Origin of the sequence: Sporosarcina sp. P32b (assembly GCF_002743335.1) — a bacterium.
Lineage (GTDB): Bacteria > Bacillota > Bacilli > Bacillales_A > Planococcaceae > Sporosarcina.
In genome coordinates this window covers 40,348-58,809 of sequence record NZ_PDZB01000003.1, presented here as the reverse complement: position 1 = coordinate 58,809, position 18,462 = coordinate 40,348, and the positions used below count along the sequence as shown (strand labels likewise).

Genomic DNA, 18,462 nt, shown 5'->3' with positions numbered 1-18,462 from the left:
ACTGTCAAATGTCGGTACAAAACGACTCTTGACAGTCCTTTTTATAGCCTTACGACAACGTCAATTTTGATTTTGTTCTTTTTTGCGCAATTCAACACGCATGATTTTTCCTGAAGATGTTTTTGGCAACTCTTCTAAAAACTCAATCTTACGTGGATATTTATAAGGTGCCGTCAGTTCTTTGACATGGTTTTGCAACTCTTTTACAAGTTTTTCAGTTGATTCTGTCGCATTGTCACGCAAGACAACAAACGCCTTGACGATATTTCCGCGTTCAGGATCAGGGCTTGCTACTACTGCGCACTCACGAACTGCAGGATGCTTGATCAACGCATCTTCCACTTCGAAAGGTCCAATCGTATAACCTGAGCTCACAATGATATCATCGCCTCGGCCCTCAAACCAGAAATAGCCGTCTTCATCTTTTTTAGCACGGTCACCCGTAATATAATAATCCCCTCTAAATTGCATTCTCGTGCGTTCTGGATCATTTAAATATTCTTGGAAAAGTGCTGGCGTTGATTTATGAACCGCAATATCTCCCACTACACCTACGTCTGCCGGTTTTCCTTCATCAGTAATGACATCGACGATATTCCCTGGTGTTGGTTTGCCCATTGATCCAGGACGTGGTTCCATTCCAATCATCGTACCGACTAGCAGCGTGTTCTCTGTTTGCCCATAGCCATCTCGTACAGAAAGCGAGAACTGTTTCTCAAAAATATCAATGATTCCACGATTTAATGGCTCTCCTGCTGAGACGGCACTTTTTAGAGAAGCTAATGAAAACTTGTCCAAATTCTCCGCTTTTGCGATAAATCGGTATTCAGTCGGCGTACAACATAGAACACTCACTTGATAGTCATCCAAGAATTGCAAATATTTGTCTACGTTGAATTTGCCACTATAAACGAAACCTATCGCACCGCTTCCTAGAACAGATAAGAATGGTGTCCAAATCCACTTCTGCCAGCCTGGTGCCGCTGTAGCCCACACAATGTCATGTTCTTCAATCCCTAACCAGTTCGGTGCAGTGGTTCGCAAGTGCGCGTATCCCCAACCATGTGTATGCACTACACCTTTAGGTTTGCCTGTCGTTCCAGACGTATACGATAGAAACGCCATATCATCACTAGCGGTATCACAAGCTGTAAATTCGGACGATGCATTTTTTTCTTGCTCAGTCAGGGATACTTCCCCTTCTTTTGCTTCCCCGATAATATAAACTGTCACTTTATCTAGATTTTCTACATGTTCCAGTTGATCGGTGAACGCGTCAAATGCAATAATTGCTTTTGCGTTACTGTGCTCAATTCGATATTCAATTTCGGAGGAACGAAGCATTTCAGAACTAGGGATCACAACAAGTCCTGCCTTTAGTGCAGCAATATATGTCACATACGCTTCAATCATACGCGGTACCATGACTAGCACTACATCCCCTTTTTTCAAGCCAGTCGATGTCAGCACGTTCGCTGTACGGTTAGCGGCTAGGATGAGTTCATCGTATGTTACTTCGTGTTCTTGATTTTGCGCATCTACATAAATTAATGCTTTTCTACCATCACCCGTTGCATACTTTTCGAATTCCGAAACAATATTGTAACGAGCTGGCGCAAGTAGTTCTTCTCGGTTCATTTCCATTCCCCCTTTTATGTAATACTACAAGTATACAAATAGAATGGCGAAATTTCAAAACATTATATACTTTTTTCCATTTTACTCTTTGGAAAGGTATAGTATGAGTTCTTTTAACATGGTGAAGGAATGAAGGAAGAGGAAAGGCTTAACGGGAAAACCCGAGGGTATTTATGCTCCGGAGGGGACACTTTCCTGCGTATAAATCCCTGCAATGTAAGCAGGTAATACTTTTCATTGTGCATTGAAGTTGGGATTGTGGTTACTTGAATTTGATCTTGTAACAAAAAAGTTTAAAACACAACAACCGATCACATACTAACGCCAATACGCGATCCATATCCATCCCCTCGTACTCACTTTAAACTTACAAAATCTGTCCCACTTTGACCTTGAACTTAAAGCAGTTAAAAAAGATGCCCCAAGAAGCGCTATGGCTTCTGAGGCATCCCGTGTCTTACGATTTACTTAGTATAACCGTTCATTTGTGACTGAGCCTGACGCACTAATCGCTTTGTAATTTCTCCGCCGACGGATCCGTTGGCACGCGATGTTGAGTCTGGTCCAAGTTGTACTCCAAATTCAGAAGCAATTTCTTCCTTCATCTGGTTAAGAGCTTGTTGTACTCCGGGAACTAACAATTGGTTCGAGTTGTTGTTGTTTGGCATGTCGTTCACCTCCTTGTGACATTAGAATGGTCATTTTTCAAAATATCATGCAAGGAAGGTGATAGGTAATTTTTTCTTACAACAAGTCTTCGAAATCTTCTTCTGTTTGTTTGCTCGGGATCGTCGTAACCCGTTGACTAGCTACTTCTGCTACCATGTCGTCAAACTCCTGGAAGCTTTCGTAGTACGCAACTTTTTCCACTTGCGGCTTCGTTTTATTGCTCGGTGGTGTGAATACGGTACAGCAATCGTCGTATGGACGTATGGAAATATCGTATGTACCAATTTTTTGCGCGATCTCAATGATTTCTAATTTGTCCATTGCGATCAGCGGACGCAAAATCGGTGTATTCGTCACTTCGTTAATAGTTGTTAAACTCTCGAGTGTCTGACTCGCTACTTGTCCAAGGCTGTCACCTGTGATCAAACCAAGAGTATTCGTGTCTTTACGTACTTGTTCGGCAACTTTCATCATCATTCTTCTTGTAGTCGTCATGGACAAATTGCTTGGAACTTGTTTCACAATCGTTTGCTGCAACTCGGTAAACGGAATGACGTGCAAGCGAATAACTGCCCCGAATTTTGTTAGCTGTCTGACAATGTCTTCTACTTTCTCTATCGCTAAATCACTTGTGAACGGTGGACTAGCAAAGTGAATGGCATCAAAAGACACACCGCGTTTCATCATCATATAGCCTGCAACTGGACTGTCTATTCCTCCCGATAACAACAGTAACGAGTGGCCATTAGAGCCAACTGGCATGCCACCTGCACCTTTATAGGTGTGTGAAGAGATATAAGCTGCTTCGTGCTGGATCTCTACATATAATAAAATTTCAGGCTTCTTCATTTGAACAATTAAATCAGGGAACACTCTTAATACGTGACCGCCTAATTCTTGTTGCAATTCTCCTGTATTGAGTGGGAAACGTTTGTCTGCACGTTTAACATCTACTTTAAACGTCTTGCCAGCAGTCTCCGTTTTACCAAGAACTTTTAATGAAGTTTCTTTGATGTCTTCTAATGTAGGTTCACAAATCACAATCGGACTGAATGATTGAATGCCAAAAATCGACGGTAATATTTCCACTGCACGATCCAGTTCTTCAGGTTTTTCTGTATAAATGAACATCCGGTCACGTTCTGCACGCATCGTAACTGTTCCTAAATCGGACAAAGCTGCCTTTATATTCGCTTTCAGTTTACGGATAAATTTACTCTTATTTTTCCCTTTAAGCGACATTTCACCATATCGAATTAAAATGGTATTCCAGTTCATTTCCCCACTCCTTTTCTAATCAGCTCGACTAATTGTCGAACCGCTACTTTCAATTGTTCGATTTCTTCTATTGTTTGACTCTTACCTAAGCTAATTCTGATAACACCTTTTTCGAACTCTTGAGGTACATGAATCGCTTCAATCACATGGCTTACATCCGAATTCTTTGACGAACACGCACTGGAAGTCGAGACGATCAATCCTTGTTGTTGTAGGAAATTAATCGCAATTTCTCCTGTAATATGTGCAAATGCGACGGATAGTATATACGGGGCACTTGCGTTTGGCGCCAATACTTTGCATTCATCTATTTCCGAGAAGAACTCGACCAGATCATTCCGCCATTGTTGGAACTCCTGCATATCCACTTCTTCGACGAGTAAACGAGCAGCTTTCGCAAGTGCTGCCGCATGCGGTACCGAAACGGTTCCACTGCGCAATTTATGTTCTTGCCCGCCTCCAAAGACCATTGGTTGCAGTCGAATATTTTTACGATAAGCTAAAAACCCACTATTTTTAATTCCATAAATTTTATGAGCGGATAATGAAACAAGATCAGGTCCCTCCGTGAAATCAGTAAGCGGAAATTTCCCAAAGCTCTGCACACAATCAGAATGGAACATGGCGCGTGAAGAAGAATGGATGATTTTTGCACATTCTTCAATCGGCTGAAGTGTCCCTATTTCATTGTTAACATGCATGATACTAACTAAAATCGTATCTCTTTGCAACTTTTCTTGGAGTTCGTCCAATGAAATTCTTCCTTCTTCATCTACAGCTAAATAATCCACAGTGAAGTTCTGCTTTTCCAGTTCTTGAAAAACATTCAATACAGAAGGATGTTCAATACTTGTCGTGAGTAGATGACGACCTTTATGTTGATTGGCGTATACATAACCTAGTATGGCAAGATTATTGGATTCTGTTCCGCCTGAAGTGAAAATTCCTTCTGTCAGGCCTAGTCCGATCGTTGCCAGCAGTTGAGTGCGCGCACGTTCTAATAACTTCTCTGTACGTTTTCCTTCCGCATGAAGAGATGCGGGATTGGCAAAATACGACGTAGATGCATCCATAAAGGTGCGAAGAACTCTTTCATCTGGCTTAGTTGTGGCGCTATGATCAAAATACATAAGTAATCCTCTCCTTTCTATATGAATGAGCGAAACAAAGCCACCGGAAAACCGGTGGCTTTGTCGGAATATAGTTATACTTTCACTTGAATCATGCCTTGAATTTTTTTCAAAGCTCCTGGTTCCACTTCTTCAACCGCAGTACCTGCTTCTTCCAATGCTCTCAAGTAGCGACATTGCATGAAGGACTCTTCAGCTTTCAACAATTTAGTGTGAACTTCCGGATGAGACGCACGGTAACGGTTACCGTATTGGATGATTCGTTCAACAAGCAACGCGTTTTCAATCATGTCTGCAGCTTTCGCACAAACATCTGTAACTACTGTATCTGCTTTTTGAACATATGATTCAACCAATGCCATATTAAGTGGCACTTCTTCCAAACTTTGTTTCACAATAAATATTTGTTCGTCCGCTTCTTCAAGCTGTACTTCCATATCATCCGGAATTCCCGGGATATTGGCACGGTGTAAATTACGATCCGCAATTTGAAGTTGTTGTGCAAGTGTCACAATACGGGAGCGTACCAGATTTTCGTCAATGCGAAGATTTTTGATACGGTTACTGAACTTAGCATGTGCTTCAGAAATTGAATCCAATTCTTCCACTAGCTCTTGCAACTCAATTTGTTGAGCGGAGTAAGCCAAGTTTTTGGCATCTTGACGTTCGATGAATATTTCAATTCGTTTCGCCAATGCGTTCAACTTTTGCAATGCCATTTGTGGAATAACGACTTCATTTTCATCAAGACGGTAACTTTGTTGAACGAATTTCACTTCTTCGATCGTATCTGGAATCGCATATTGAAGTTCTTCAAACAGATCCAACATTTGATCCAAATGCTCATCTACGTAATGACGGGAACTAACTTCCTCTTCCAATACGTCGTAGAACGATTCGATTTCATCATGAATTTCATTCACTTCCGCTGCTACTTCTTCCACATCCAAACGCGCTAATAACTGTCGAAGATCCGCAATTTGCTGTTCGATCTTGTCGAAACGTGAAGGCATTTTCAAGTGTCCTAAGTAATACTCTTGACCTTCCATTTCGATAATTCCTTTACGCAATTCTCGCAAAGCCGCTGGGATTTTCGTCTGCAGCTCATTAAGTAATGCAGGAATCTCATCAAGTAAAAACGAAAAGTGTTCTTCTTTTGCACCTAGTACAATGACAATTTCACGCGCTTGTAAGTAGTTACCATTTTCAATAAGAGCATCGTATTCTTCAAATCTTGGATTGAAGGATTCCCACTCTTTTTCTAAAGGCTCCACTGCTGGTCCAAATGCGTACTGATGAGCTAAGATCTTTTTGCGCGCGGCACGGTGGTGTTCTTTTACCGTTTCTATTTCGAACCGATTTCTTTCTTCACTGCCAATCAGTTCGTTTAGTTCCTGCAAGATCGTTCGCATTTCTTTTTCACATTCGTTCAAGATTTCGCGGATTTGTTTTTCTGTTTCCGTTGCTTTCTTAAAGCGGAAACGATCCACTTGCCCTTCAGCATCCAGTAAAAGCATATCTACATTATGAAGGCGATCATCTACTACTTCTGTCCAATTATTGCGCCATCTCTCGAACATTTCTTCTGTTTCGCCGGTCATGTTCAACTGCTTTACTTTCGTCATTTCTTCGAATATTGGCTCGTTTTGAATTTGTAATTTTTCTTGTTCCATTTCACTGATTTCTTGTATATGCTTTCGCCTAGACAGAAATGCCATCACTGTTAAAACAATGATGATAACTAATGGAATGATGACGTATATCATCTCACTATGATCCCCCTATCCCACACTTCGCGCATAAAGTGACTACTTTAGATATTATAGTATATCGTAACATGTTTAAAGCATTTTCGTCTTCTATTCACATCTTTTTTAAAAAACAACGAACTTTTTATCACATCCTAGGATATTTCAAGAGAAATTCTTGTATTTTCATATTCTTTTCTTACAAATTCTGCGAACAATTCATTTATAAAATGGATAAAAGACCATCCTCATTTAATTTTGCTGTGACTTGCTGACGAATCTGCAAGAATTCATGACGTTGCAAACCGATTTGAATCAATGTCCCAGGATGCGCTTTTGTAATTTGTATGATCCCTTCTTCATTCGTCTGAATGAATGTCTTCACGCCAGCACTTGAGCCGGTTTCATCCAATTCAATATTCCTACCTGCAATGACTTCGCCGCCACGACACACTCCTTTAATCGTAATATCATGGAGCGCCGTGATGGAACAATTATAGACACCTTTCGAGCGGATATGGATATCTCCATTACTATATAAAATACTATTTAATGCGAAGGCAGCTTGTAATACGGATTCTGGACGAATGTCTTCGCTATACATTTCTATTAATTGATTGGCTTCCTTAATCAATTTACGTAAATACAAAATATTCGTTTGTTCTTCTCTCAGCGGGTCGACAAATAACTGATACAAACGGTCAGCCAGATCTAGCCACTCTTGATCCAGTCGTTTCGTTTGATTTTTCACTAATTGGATAAAGTGTCGATTCATTTCTGTGAACTCCGCATACTTTTGCTCCAATAATAAATGAATGACTTGTTTCAATATAAAGGGCGCTACTTCTTCAGGTTTCTCGCCACGTAATGCAAAGATTTGAACAAGTGCTGAATCGATATTGCGTAAGTAAGCGAGAACTTCTTTCAAATCATTGACCATCATCGTAATAACCTTTTCCTCTACACCTACTGTGACAGTGGATGAAAAAATACTACCTTGAATGCATACAGACTTGGTTCCGCGAATGGAGGCCTTTGTGCAATTCCTCATAATCGTGATCAACCCTGAAGCTGCAATAGACATCGATGGATGAACACTCCCACCAACCCATACATCTCCCTCGAAATGAATATTGCCACTTTCCAAGCTCATATCTGCAGCATGCCGATATTCCCGATTCACATAAATCTTAGCCAGCTTCCCCCGCCACTCAATAACTGGCCTTCCATCAATTTTCGCATATAGCTTATGCAGTACACTATCTACAGTAGTACCAGGACGGATAATAATATCTTTGGGCGGTTTCACTTTATACGTTTTCCCTAGAACATTCATGCCGCTGACCCCTTGCACCGCTGGGATATATGTAGCAATCAGCTGACCGGCTTTCACAGTCGGAATAAAGTTATGTTCGCGGAAATCAATGGGTGCTTCATGATCATCATCTTCTTGTTTTTTGAAATTCAAATGAATGTCGAGCCGAGCATCCTGGCTTTCAATAGGAGAAACTCCTTGGGCGACAACAAACTCTGCGTACTCCTGCGTATTCACGGCTTGCAGAATACCATTCATAGACATATACGAAGTATCAACCCCTATTGCATGCAGTTCTTCTACTAATAAATCGGTTGTCAACTCATTGCTTACATCTACTTTTTCGGTTGCCTGGATTTTGAGAACTTGTTCCCAAGACGTATTCTCCAATGTACGTGTGATTCTTTTCCCAGGAGTCACTATGGCAGTCGCAATCATCTGGTCGTCATTCAGTTGTATGACGAGTTGAGCACTCACTTCTTCGGTAACTGCCTCACACTCCATGCTATCTGTCGGTAATAAGACGGTCCGATCTGTACATTGGATTCCGTTGATCAGCAGTTCGACTCCAAGTGAAGGCACAATAATCGGGTAGGTTTGTTTACCGAATCGGGCTTCTAAACGTCCATTGCGAATACGGACACCCGCAGGAATTTCTTCTGGCTCTTGCTGTTTACTATTTGATTTTTCCTTTTCACTAATTGTTACTTCTGCTAAGATTCTTTTCAGTCCAAACATCGATGTGCCCGCAGGCCGTTTTACATGGATGTGAACTTCGTCCATCGTCAATTGCAGAATTTCAAGCGCTTCATTAATCGCCTCTCCTACCGTTTCAGCTTGCGTTGTAATGGATCTGGTCATATTTCCACCTCCATCTATGTAGTTCTTTATCTTCATATATAGTATAGCATAGAATAGATTCTTTTTAACTATATTTTCTGACTTCTTAAACCTCGTATAAGTCTTCTTATAACGAAAACTCGGTTAGCTTTCTTTGCATTCATTATCTGGTAAACTATGTACGAGAAAGAGGTGGGACCAGTGGATAGCAAAGATCCGTATCAAGAAGATTTGGATGATGATGAACTACAAGATCTCGTACTCGAAGCACAGCGGGAAGCATTAGAAAAAGCAGCTGCTGAAAAAAATGTCCGACGCACCTATCGTCCTTTCCCTAAGTGGATGTTCTGGATCATGGCAACTACTTTAGCTCTTAGCACGTTCGCCATTGTCTTTCAGATATACTCCATTCCAGCATTGGAGTTTCTAAAAGCATCGTCAGAGTTATCTTCAGATCCACAAATAGCCGAATATAAAGAAGCAGTAGTTGTCGTAGCTACAGAAAATACTAAAGGTACAGGTTTTTCTATTAATGAACAAGGTACGATTATTACGAATTATCATGTAGTAGAAGGAAATGAATCCATGATCGTCTCTTTCCCTAAAGGCGAACGATTTACCGCAGATGTCACAAAAGTGTTTCCAGACATCGATCTTGCGGTACTTGAAGTGAACGGAACGAATCTTCCTCACTTAACTTTAGCGGAAGAAACGACCTTTTATGATCACGAGCCCATTACGTTTATCGGAAATCCTTTGAGCTTTTCAGGAATAGCAAATAAAGGTCACACAATTGACTACAAACAGCTAGCCGATTGGGATATTCCGGTCGTCATGATCAAGGCACCTGTTTATAGAGGTAATAGTGGGAGTCCAGTTATTAATGAAAAAGGTAAAGTGATTGGCATTGTGTTTGCTACGTTAGATGAGGAGACGCACGGGAAAGTCGGGTTGTTCATTCCTGTAGATGCTTATTACGCGGCCATTGCTACTGAAGAGAAGTAAGTGATAGAGAAACTGTTCTACTCGTTATGTATACAAAAATAAAACCGGTCAAAGGAACGGAATCCTTTGACCGGTTTGTTGACTATCTTATTTTTTTGCAACTAATAATAGTCTACCTTTGTCTAGTTCGCTTTCGCCTTCTTCAGCTTCTGCCTTTGAAAGACCTACAGCTTCCATCTGCGCGCGCAATGTATCACCGCGAGATGTGAACATGTTCTTCATTGTTTCAAGGAAGCCCATCTCCGCCATACCTACTTGCTCTGAATCTAATGCGTCTGAAATTTTGTCTTCACGATCTTCACTATGTGCGAAAACATAAATCTCATCATGCGTATAGCCTTGTGTCACCAATTCTTCAATCTTCTTTTTAGCTTGCACTGCGTTCTCTAGGAAAAACTTATCCATTTTATCATAACCTCCACATATACTTGTTTTGTTTTTTTGTTCTATTCATCTATACCTATTCTCGACACTCCTTAAACAATAATGTTGAATTTCACATCCTTAGAACCATTATTCTGTTTTAAACTGATAAGAACTACGTAATTTTTAGAAAGAAAAACAACGTAATAGTCGGAATATGCTATACTTTCTTTATATTTAAATAAAAAATAGGGGGCTATTTCATTGTCAACAGAACGTATTGAAGCAGGTTTAGTCAAAATCAGGGAATATGTGAGTGAAGAAGAAGCCGAACGCATGATGACAGCTGATGCATTAAAAGAACTGGCTCCGGATTTACGGAAGTACATAGTGGAGTTCGCGTATGGTGAGATTTATTCACGTCCAGGACTCGACAGTAAACAAAGACAATTGGTAACTCTCGCTTCACTCGTCACACAAGGAGCAACTACACAAATTCAAACGCATGTAAAGCGTGGATTGACGGTGGGTTTAACTACAACGGAAATCGTAGAAAGTATGATGCAACTCATTCCGTATGTTGGATTTCCACGTGTACAAACTGCGTTGACTGCAGCTAAAGAAATACTGGAACAAGAAAAATGACAGCAAAATCCGGCCTAGAGAATTCTCTAGGCCGGATTTTTTCTTACCATCTATAAATTGCAGCTGCACCCGTTTCAACAGGCATCCGTTCTTTCGGAAGAACTACGACTTCTCCTCCCGTTTTAAAGACGGTTTCTGCTAAGTCGTCCAGTACATCATCCACTGTGGATTCTTCCAGATTGTTCGTCTGAATTTCTCCCGTTTCTAGATTGATTTTACCTGGGTACTGAAAACCGTCTTCCAATACAAGTCGTCTAATACGGTCCTCACTAGCCGCTTTAGCAATTTCTTCGATGTTTCCAGAACCTTGATCGCTCGCTTTGGCATTTTCAAAGTTCTCTACTAAATCTTTTGTTTTCTGCAAATACGTCGGCTCTACTAATTCCCATGCTTGTTTACGTAATTGTTCTAAACTCAAAGCATCGAAATCGGACTTAATTCCCTCCGCTTGCAAGTGTGGATTATGGCTAAGCTCTTTGAACTGCGTCTGATATTCAGAAAGTGTTACTAAATATAAAGGAAGATCCATCGGTTTAGAGTAATGTTCTGCCACCGTTCGATCGACGTATCGGAAATAACGTTCAATATCGATATCGATTTCATCTTTTTTACCGCCATGTCCATGCATCATCGCAGTTCCAGAAGCTCCACCCGCGTTACCAGTACCTAAATAGGACTCCGTCACTTGATCGCCAATTGCTTCGTCCTTCGTTTTCGCCAATTCCTCAGGGATCTCTACTTCCTCTATACCATAGCGATTCCCTTCAAAAAGTTTGAACTCTTGTCTATTGACGCCAAGTAAATGATAGCGGTCTGCAGATTGGAATACGCGAATAAGCGGTTTAATATGGAAACTATCTGACACAATCGCCAATTCAGGGACAGGACGTTGCAGTCGATAGGCTATGATGCGATCTTTCGTCGCAAATAAGGCCAGTCCATCTCCTGCGTGTGCCCAGAATGGACGCTCGCCTTCTAGTTTCTCTAGCGGAGCCAATAGACTCTTCACTTCATTCGCCGAGTGTTTTTTAGATAACTCTTCATGCACTTTCTGTAATAAGTTTTTAAATCTGATCGGGTCTTGTTGATTTTCAGGTCGATACCGGTGGGTCGGCTGATAAATGGAAATACATGTCTCCGCTTGCTCCATCAAAAACTCATGGGGAAATTCGTTTACAATCTCTACGTTCATCCTAATCCCTCCAATAATAATTTCCTGTATACAACAACAGGCTCTATTTTACTTGTTCCCTCTTCACTTGTTTGTAAACTATACGATTTCGGTAGTGTAGAATGTCCTTGACAAACAATTACATTTCCTGTATAGTTATTGTTTGGGATTGATAACAGATCTGACATTAAGAAAAGGCGTTCTGCAGATGTTTATTCGGAACACTTATTCATCACTGGCGCGACTATAGGGTCGCAAGGACGCAAAAGTAGGTAGGGTTTGCGTTGCTTAAGGGAAACAACCAGTAGAACACGACCGCGGCAAAAGAGGTCCAATCAGAATCTACATGCTATATAAATCAACACATATAATCGTTGTCAAACGTAACATTAGAGATCCTATTACAAAAAGCGAGCTCCCCGATATGGGACGCTCGCTTTTTTCAATTCAAATGGCTTCAAACGCTTGATCTAAGTCTGCCATGATGTCATCCATATGCTCTAAACCTACAGATAAGCGTAATAACGTATCCGACACGCCCATCTTCTCCCGATCTTCTTTCGGCACAGCTGAGTGTGTCATCGTCGCTGGGTGCTGCATGAGCGTCTCTGCGTCCCCTAGACTAACCGCCAACTTGATGAGCGATAAATGATTCAACAACTTCTGCGCATCCTCTTTTCCACCTTTAATCGTAAAGGAAATCAATCCTCCACCCGTTTTCATCTGCTTCTTCGCAATCGCATACTGCGGATGCTGATCGTCAAACGGATAAAATACTTCTTCTACTTTCGGATGCTTCTGTAAATAGTCAAAAATAATCTTAGCATTGGCCGAATGTCGATCCATTCGAATAGGCAATGTTTTAATCCCACGCAACAACAGCCACGCATCGAATGGTGAAATGATACCACCGAAATCTTTTTGCACTGTACCACGAAGTTTGGCCATGTCGTCTGCATCTTTACCTACGAGCAGCCCTGCGATCACGTCACCGTGCCCATTAATGTATTTCGTCGCGCTATGCAACACATAATCTACGCCAAATGTTAAGGGTGTTTGGATGTAGGGCGAGCAAAATGTATTGTCCACTACCACTTTCAAATTATGACGCTTCGCTACATTGACTACAGCTTCGAGATCAACTAGCTCCATTGTCGGATTGATTGGCGTTTCTACATATATACATGTAGTCTCAGGCTTCACCGCTTTTTCAATCTCTTGTTCTGTCTTCATGGAAATTAAATCATGCGTAATATTATACTTCTCTTCTAATATTTTTAAGAATCCGAATGTGCAACCATAAATTCCGCGAGAGCAAATCACATGATCATTGGCTTTTGTTAAATGAACGAGCACTGCACTGACCGCTGCCATACCGGATGCAAATGCAAGTCCCGCAGCGCCCTCTTCCATCTTGGCAATACGTTCTTCAAGCACAGCGACCGTCGGATTTCCTAAACGAGAATAAATATTCCCCGCTTCTTCACCAGCAAAACGCCGCTCTCCTTGTTCAGCCGAATCAAATACATACGTTGAGGTTTGATACAGTGGCACAGCCAGACTTCCTTGATGATCTTTGCTGTCATATCCTTCATGAATCATGGCCGTCTCTTTATGCCAGTTGTTATTCTTTTTCATGCTGATTCCTCCTTGTTATAACGTATTCAAATTATTATGAAAGCGCTTTAGTCTAGTGTACATCGATTGTTTGAAAAACGAAAGAGCTATATCTTCTGCCTTTTTGTAAAGTGAAGTGAAATCCTCTAATTCAACTTCCAAAAATGAAATGCTTGACCAATAGTCAATAAATTGGTATGCTATGCTTTGTGTAAAATATTCGCAGCAGTTATGTGTTCTATTTTGTCCAGTCTATTCCTTTTTAAAGGTGCACCACGTAACCTCGAGGCTGCAGGGGCGAAGTTGCAAGATTATAGAATGGCAGATGGATTGAACATATCTGGTCTTATTTTACAACAAAATAAAACCAACAGAGGAGGAGTCTCTCATGGCTCGATATACAGGTCCATCTTGGAAACTGTCACGCCGTTTAGGTATCTCACTAACAGGCACTGGTAAAGAAATTGAAAAGCGTCCATACGCACCAGGACAACACGGTCCAAACCAACGTAAAAAACTTTCCGAATACGGAATGCAATTACAAGAAAAACAAAAACTACGCTTTATGTACGGAGTGAACGAACGTCAATTCCGCACACTTTTCAACAAAGCTGGTAAAATGCAAGGTATTCACGGTGAAAACTTCATGATCCTTCTTGAAGCTCGCTTGGATAACGTTGTGTACCGCATGGGTCTTGCACGCACTCGTCGTGCAGCTCGTCAGCTAGTCAACCACGGTCACATCTTGGTAGACGGCAAGCGCGTTGACATCCCTTCATTCGCAGTAAAAACTGGTTCTGAAATCTCTCTTCGTGAGAAATCTCAAAACTTGACTGCTATCGAAGAAGCACTAGAAGTGAACAACTTCGTTCCAGATTTCGTAACTTTCGATAAAGATACGAAAAAAGGTACATTCGTACGCCTTCCAGAGCGCGGCGAATTAGCTGCTGAAATCAACGAAGCATTGATCGTTGAATTCTACTCTCGTTAATAAGTTTGCATTGCAAACAGTAGTATTAAAAGCCTTAGAAACCTTGTTAATTCAGGGTTTCGGGCTTTTTTTCCATTTATTCATGTAAGTATAATAATGCACGTTAAAGTATATAGTTCCGGCTAGTTTGGGGCTAAGTTAGGACTAATAAAAAAAACAACATAGGCGGCTAATATACCGATTATTTATGGATCACTCTATTTTTTAGTGGTCTTTTTATTTACCACAATAACCAATCCTCAATTAATGGTTTAGTCTTAATAGAATGAACACAATTTCCCTCACGCTCAATCAACTAATTATAGAACGGTACTAGCTTTACTTTTGGCGCATTGTCTTCCACAGCTGAAGATTTATATGACGTCTTTTCCAGTCGCTCATTTGCCTTTTGATGCGCTCCCACAAACACGGCGCGTAACGTGCTGGATAACTGTAAGCACTCCACTGTTAATATCCTTTATGATATTAAACAAAACATCCTTAGCACGAACAAAATCTTTCACATTATTTATTTCAGTTGCCAATACAAATTTATGCAGCTGAGCCTTCAATTCATTTTTCAATGGTAGTGAATAGAATAAGTCGTACAACATTACTTGCCACTCATTCATGAATGCTTTTTTGTTTTCAGATTCTAATGCTAATTGCTCGCCACCTCTTATAATATTATTTGCTTGTTTAGAACTTAAAAGATTAAAAGAATTAAAAGATTGAGTTTCAGATTGTGGAAGTCTAACAGCGTCGTTACTAACTTCATCGTCTGTCCCTCGTTGAGACACTTCCGACGGGACAGATGGGAGTATTATATAAATGCTGGCACCTTTTATCCTGTTAAGTTTCGCGCCTGGTACCTTTTCGATGATACCTAATTCAGCCAACTTCTTAACGCCGCGGTAGACTGTCTTCGTGCTGATCTCCAATGATTCTGCAATTGTGGAAGCTTTTAAGTGTGATGCTCCTGGATACATTAAGGAACGTGTAGCGATAGCAAAAACGATGGCACGCTCTGATTCAGTTAGATAAAAATAGTGTGCAGAAATATGGTCTTCAACACTCTTGTCCATTTCTGTTACTGATACAAATGTTTTGTACTGTGCTAAATATTCGAACGCCATTGTCTTCACCTTGTTTTTTCACTTTTTATTGAAATTAATTCACTTTTTAATAAAAATATACAACTAAAAAGCGAACAAGTAAATGTAAATATACTTAAAAGTGAATAATTATTTAATTTAGGTGAATATATAAGTTATAATAGTAATAATAAATAATAAAAAGGTGGGGTTACGATTATGGGAATGGCGAAGAAAATCAAATTATTAATGGTTGAGCGGGATGTGACTGCTGCAAAACTCGCTGAAATGCTTGGTACCTCGCAGTCGAACATATCCAACAAATTAAAACGAGATAATTTTAGTGAGAATGAACTTGTGGAAATTGCGGAATCATTAGGGGCTAAATATGAAGCGCATTTTGTTTTGGTAGACGGACGTAAGTTTTAAAGTAGATGACTAATTTAAGTTATTTATGTTTTTCGTCTTAGTATAGCCAAAGTGCAAAGAATGCAGTACCATAGAACTAACATAAAGGAGGTATTTACTATGTATGTTGGGAAAGTAAAGTGGTACGAGTCATTTTGGTTAATTTTAACTTGCTTCATATTAGCGTCGTTAACAGGATATCTTTCTTTATTTCCAGCCTTGATATTTTGTATATTAAGAATACGAAAAGAAATCAAGAGAATGATTATCAATAAAAAAAATAATTTACCGCTAAACCACAAGCTTCCTTACGAGGAACAAATATCACAAAAAGAGGAACCAATATTACAAAAAAATGTGGAGATTTCTAAATCGCCTAAAATAGTTGAACAGAATTCTGTTGATATTAATTATGAGTACACAAAAGCGAGGAAACTGGTGAAAGACTACACGGTTTTAGATTTTGAGACAACAGGTCTTTCTGCTGAAAACGATAGTATTATACAAGTAGCAGCCGTGAGGTATCGAGATTTAGAGAAAACAGATGAGTTTGTTACATTTGTAAACCCATTAATTCCGATTCCTGACTTTATTACAAAAATAAACGGAATTAAAAATGTTGACGTAATCGACTCTCCAACGATAGAAAAAGTTTTGCCGAAGTTAATTAATTTTATCGGTGATGATGTAATTATTGCTCATAACGCAACGTTCGACATGAAATTTTTGTTAGCGCAAATGCAGATTAATCATATCGAATATCGTAAATTCCGAGCAATTGATACTCTTCCATTGTCGCGTAGACATATAGATTTTACTAAAAACCATAAATTGGAAACATTAAAAAGTTTTTTAAAACTGAATCATTTATCATCTCACGAAGCTTTGCATGATTGTTATGTAGCTGGGGAATTGTATAAATATTGTTACGAGGAAAGTTTGGTAGAGAATTAAGACACTTGCCATATTTGAACAACTAAAAAAGCGACTCCTTTATCAGTCAGGTTATCCGACTCAACAACAGGCTCTTTATCCTTCTTTTTCGGTTGCATCCTTTTCGACGGGGTTGCAACCTTTTTATTTATAGTTGCATCTTTCTTGGATGAACCTTTTACCCAAGCTTCACGACTTTTTCTACTTTTCAATGTTCCTAGTTTCACATCATGCTTTTCTGCTAATGCAGTCAGCGTAATCTTCGATGTTTCCCAATCTCTTTGAATCTCTTCCCAATTTGTCATTTACATCACTTCCGCCTCCTCGTAATCCATTAATTTTCAACACCCTATTATGTTAGTCACTTCGTTTGTTTGTAATAAAGAAGACACCCTCGCAAGGACGCCTGATAAGTTCAAACCTAAACTATACAACACTATTATTTCTCATGTATCGTAATTTCTAGACGCTTACCTTCCATCAACATGTCTTGTAGTTTACTGTATATCTCTGCATTGACTTCGTAATCTATAGTCATGCTAGAGTACGGATCACCTACGAATATATGCATATTAGTGATATGTGCGTTGAAAGTAACTTTTTCCATGATGTCATTCCTTTATTTTTAGGCATAGAAAAAGCACCTCCGAAGAGATGCCATTCATCGAACAACTTCAATTGTTAACTTATCAATATAATCCAAGTCATGATTATACCGCTCCAATATTGCATCAAAAACGTCAGCGTAAGTATAATTGTTTATTTCGATTTTCACTGGATGGTCTTGACCTTTGTGGTGTACCTTTACTGCAAAAGTTGAATTAGCCACTTTTTCCAATGAGTCTTCAGGATTTTTCATAATTGCTTTTCTCATCCACTCACCCCCCTATCGATATTCTTCGCCATGGAAGTTGGTAATCCTCTATTTCATTACACATTATGTACAGGGAAGGTCTTAAGGTTTATAGTTAGTGGATTGCAACCCCCACCCCACCTCAGACTATAAAAATTTTCTCTCCATATGCAAACTACTGAACTATATGCACTTTTGAACGTTTTGAACATCCTGAACCAATTGCTTCGCGATAGAAGAAAACAATCGTTTGATATGTGTATGTAATAATCCCATATGTCTAGCAATCCATGAGTACACTTTCCCCCTCTAAAAATCCAATGCAATACTTCCTTCTCTCGCACGTCTTGAATCCCGTGAATATGTTTCTGAATCAGTATGATTTTGTTTTCAAATCCCTCAATCGTTTTGAATTGTTTAGACTGTCTGACTACTTCTGTGTAAACAGTGTCACTAGATCCACCTTGAGCTTTCGGCATAGCCGCTTCAATTCCATATTGTGCAATTAATTTACCGCCTGCATCTTGTAGATTCTCAAGCATCACCTTTACCGAATTAATCATCCAGTGATAGTCCTTTAAAATCTGCTAGATTTGCTTTTCTGTCATGCCGATTCCCCCTTTTATTTTCTCCGAATTGCTCCACTTGATCCACGCCTGTATGTGTCTCGATTAACTCCCATTAAATCAGCCAGTTCCCTATCGTTAAATTTTCGTTTTCCCTCTTATTTGCACCGTTTTGTTGTTTTTTGAATTACTTTGAACAGAATTAGTATCACTTTAACT

Annotated in this window: 18 protein-coding genes; 5 read left to right on the top strand and 13 right to left on the bottom strand. The window is 39.8% G+C overall.

The annotated features are described in order from the left end of the window. Positions 1-60: 60 nt before the first annotated feature. From mbcS to CSV64_RS03380, 6 genes are all read right to left on the bottom strand, one after another. Positions 61-1,638, bottom strand: a complete 1,578-nt coding sequence (gene mbcS, locus CSV64_RS03405) for an acyl-CoA synthetase MbcS (RefSeq protein ID WP_099632798.1) — start codon at positions 1,636-1,638, stop codon at positions 61-63. A 464-nt stretch (positions 1,639-2,102) separates the two neighbouring features. Then, the gene (locus CSV64_RS03400) at positions 2,103-2,306 is read right to left on the bottom strand and encodes an alpha/beta-type small acid-soluble spore protein (RefSeq protein ID WP_085426568.1); all 204 of its coding nucleotides are present in this window, start codon (positions 2,304-2,306) and stop codon (positions 2,103-2,105) included. A gap of 76 nt (positions 2,307-2,382) precedes the next feature. Further along, positions 2,383-3,585 carry a tRNA uracil 4-sulfurtransferase ThiI gene (gene thiI / locus CSV64_RS03395; RefSeq protein WP_099632797.1) on the bottom strand — a complete coding sequence of 401 codons (1,203 nt, stop codon included), beginning with the start codon at positions 3,583-3,585 and terminating at the stop codon, positions 2,383-2,385. Then, on the bottom strand, positions 3,582-4,715 hold the full coding sequence (locus CSV64_RS03390; RefSeq protein WP_099632796.1) for a cysteine desulfurase family protein: 1,134 nt from the start codon (positions 4,713-4,715) through the stop codon (positions 3,582-3,584). The genes thiI and CSV64_RS03390 overlap by 4 nt, the downstream gene beginning before the upstream one ends. A 74-nt stretch (positions 4,716-4,789) precedes the next feature. Beyond that, a complete protein-coding gene (ezrA, locus tag CSV64_RS03385; protein ID WP_099632795.1) occupies positions 4,790-6,481 on the bottom strand; it encodes a septation ring formation regulator EzrA in 1,692 nt (563 codons plus the stop codon). Between the two features lie 205 nt (positions 6,482-6,686). Beyond that, positions 6,687-8,639, bottom strand: a complete 1,953-nt coding sequence (locus CSV64_RS03380; protein ID WP_158232973.1) for a flagellar assembly protein A — start codon at positions 8,637-8,639, stop codon at positions 6,687-6,689. A gap of 180 nt (positions 8,640-8,819) precedes the next feature. On the opposite strand from CSV64_RS03380, the gene CSV64_RS03375 reads away from it, so the two are divergent. Next, on the top strand, positions 8,820-9,623 hold the full coding sequence (locus tag CSV64_RS03375) for a S1C family serine protease (RefSeq protein ID WP_099632793.1): 804 nt from the start codon (positions 8,820-8,822) through the stop codon (positions 9,621-9,623). Positions 9,624-9,710: 87 nt separating this feature from the next. On the opposite strand, the gene CSV64_RS03370 is transcribed toward CSV64_RS03375, so the two are convergent. Next, entirely contained in the window at positions 9,711-10,028 is a 318-nt protein-coding gene (locus tag CSV64_RS03370; protein ID WP_099632792.1) for a YflT domain-containing protein, read from the bottom strand. Positions 10,029-10,250: 222 nt separating this feature from the next. Here CSV64_RS03370 and CSV64_RS03365 point away from each other — a divergent pair, with 222 nt between their 5' ends. After that, positions 10,251-10,631, top strand: coding sequence for a carboxymuconolactone decarboxylase family protein (locus CSV64_RS03365; protein WP_369823454.1), 381 nt, complete (start codon positions 10,251-10,253; stop codon positions 10,629-10,631). Between the two features lie 43 nt (positions 10,632-10,674). Here the strand turns inward: CSV64_RS03365 and CSV64_RS03360 are convergent, their stop codons facing one another. After that, the gene (locus CSV64_RS03360) at positions 10,675-11,823 is read right to left on the bottom strand and encodes a baeRF3 domain-containing protein (protein ID WP_099632791.1); all 1,149 of its coding nucleotides are present in this window, start codon (positions 11,821-11,823) and stop codon (positions 10,675-10,677) included. A 426-nt stretch (positions 11,824-12,249) separates the two neighbouring features. Next, a complete protein-coding gene (gene megL / locus CSV64_RS03355; protein ID WP_099632790.1) occupies positions 12,250-13,440 on the bottom strand; it encodes a methionine gamma-lyase in 1,191 nt (396 codons plus the stop codon). A gap of 367 nt (positions 13,441-13,807) precedes the next feature. Between megL and rpsD the strand changes: the two genes are divergently transcribed. Further along, complete coding sequence (rpsD, locus tag CSV64_RS03350) at positions 13,808-14,410, top strand: 30S ribosomal protein S4 (RefSeq protein ID WP_099632789.1); 603 nt, start codon at positions 13,808-13,810, stop codon at positions 14,408-14,410. 377 nt (positions 14,411-14,787) lie between these two features. Here rpsD and CSV64_RS03345 read toward each other — a convergent pair whose 3' ends face one another. After that, positions 14,788-15,525 carry a helix-turn-helix domain-containing protein gene (locus CSV64_RS03345; RefSeq protein WP_233190363.1) on the bottom strand — a complete coding sequence of 246 codons (738 nt, stop codon included), beginning with the start codon at positions 15,523-15,525 and terminating at the stop codon, positions 14,788-14,790. A gap of 177 nt (positions 15,526-15,702) precedes the next feature. Here CSV64_RS03345 and CSV64_RS03340 point away from each other — a divergent pair, with 177 nt between their 5' ends. After that, entirely contained in the window at positions 15,703-15,912 is a 210-nt protein-coding gene (locus CSV64_RS03340; protein ID WP_099632788.1) for a helix-turn-helix domain-containing protein, read from the top strand. A gap of 99 nt (positions 15,913-16,011) precedes the next feature. Then, entirely contained in the window at positions 16,012-16,845 is an 834-nt protein-coding gene (locus tag CSV64_RS03335; RefSeq protein WP_158232972.1) for a 3'-5' exonuclease, read from the top strand. Here CSV64_RS03335 and CSV64_RS03330 read toward each other — a convergent pair. The 3 genes from CSV64_RS03330 to CSV64_RS03325 form a co-directional block, all read right to left on the bottom strand. Next, entirely contained in the window at positions 16,842-17,129 is a 288-nt protein-coding gene (locus tag CSV64_RS03330) for a hypothetical protein (RefSeq protein WP_369823453.1), read from the bottom strand. The two genes, CSV64_RS03335 and CSV64_RS03330, sit on opposite strands and share 4 nt — an antisense overlap. A gap of 134 nt (positions 17,130-17,263) precedes the next feature. Then, a complete protein-coding gene (locus CSV64_RS16595) occupies positions 17,264-17,431 on the bottom strand; it encodes a hypothetical protein (protein WP_158232971.1) in 168 nt (55 codons plus the stop codon). A gap of 54 nt (positions 17,432-17,485) precedes the next feature. Further along, positions 17,486-17,698 (bottom strand): hypothetical protein, encoded by a 213-nt coding sequence (locus tag CSV64_RS03325; protein ID WP_099632786.1) that lies wholly within the window; start codon positions 17,696-17,698, stop codon positions 17,486-17,488. Positions 17,699-18,462: the final 764 nt, after the last annotated feature.

Excerpts from the sequence above, each read along its gene's own strand:
- CSV64_RS03325 (WP_099632786.1), bottom strand. The coding sequence starts at position 17,698 with ATGAGAAAAGCAATTATGAAAAATCCTGAAGACTCATTGGAAAAAGTG.
- CSV64_RS03345 (WP_233190363.1), bottom strand. The coding sequence starts at position 15,525 with ATGGCGTTCGAATATTTAGCACAGTACAAAACATTTGTATCAGTAACA.
- mbcS (WP_099632798.1), bottom strand. The coding sequence starts at position 1,638 with ATGAACCGAGAAGAACTACTTGCGCCAGCTCGTTACAATATTGTTTCG.
- CSV64_RS03390 (WP_099632796.1), bottom strand. The coding sequence starts at position 4,715 with ATGTATTTTGATCATAGCGCCACAACTAAGCCAGATGAAAGAGTTCTT.
- thiI (WP_099632797.1), bottom strand. The coding sequence starts at position 3,585 with ATGAACTGGAATACCATTTTAATTCGATATGGTGAAATGTCGCTTAAA.
- CSV64_RS03400 (WP_085426568.1), bottom strand. The coding sequence starts at position 2,306 with ATGCCAAACAACAACAACTCGAACCAATTGTTAGTTCCCGGAGTACAA.
- rpsD (WP_099632789.1), top strand. The coding sequence starts at position 13,808 with ATGGCTCGATATACAGGTCCATCTTGGAAACTGTCACGCCGTTTAGGT.
- CSV64_RS16595 (WP_158232971.1), bottom strand. The coding sequence starts at position 17,431 with ATGGAAAAAGTTACTTTCAACGCACATATCACTAATATGCATATATTC.
- CSV64_RS03370 (WP_099632792.1), bottom strand. The coding sequence starts at position 10,028 with ATGGATAAGTTTTTCCTAGAGAACGCAGTGCAAGCTAAAAAGAAGATT.
- ezrA (WP_099632795.1), bottom strand. The coding sequence starts at position 6,481 with ATGATATACGTCATCATTCCATTAGTTATCATCATTGTTTTAACAGTG.
- CSV64_RS03380 (WP_158232973.1), bottom strand. The coding sequence starts at position 8,639 with ATGACCAGATCCATTACAACGCAAGCTGAAACGGTAGGAGAGGCGATT.
- CSV64_RS03335 (WP_158232972.1), top strand. The coding sequence starts at position 16,012 with ATGTATGTTGGGAAAGTAAAGTGGTACGAGTCATTTTGGTTAATTTTA.
- CSV64_RS03330 (WP_369823453.1), bottom strand. The coding sequence starts at position 17,129 with ATGACAAATTGGGAAGAGATTCAAAGAGATTGGGAAACATCGAAGATT.
- megL (WP_099632790.1), bottom strand. The coding sequence starts at position 13,440 with ATGAAAAAGAATAACAACTGGCATAAAGAGACGGCCATGATTCATGAA.
- CSV64_RS03360 (WP_099632791.1), bottom strand. The coding sequence starts at position 11,823 with ATGAACGTAGAGATTGTAAACGAATTTCCCCATGAGTTTTTGATGGAG.
- CSV64_RS03340 (WP_099632788.1), top strand. The coding sequence starts at position 15,703 with ATGGGAATGGCGAAGAAAATCAAATTATTAATGGTTGAGCGGGATGTG.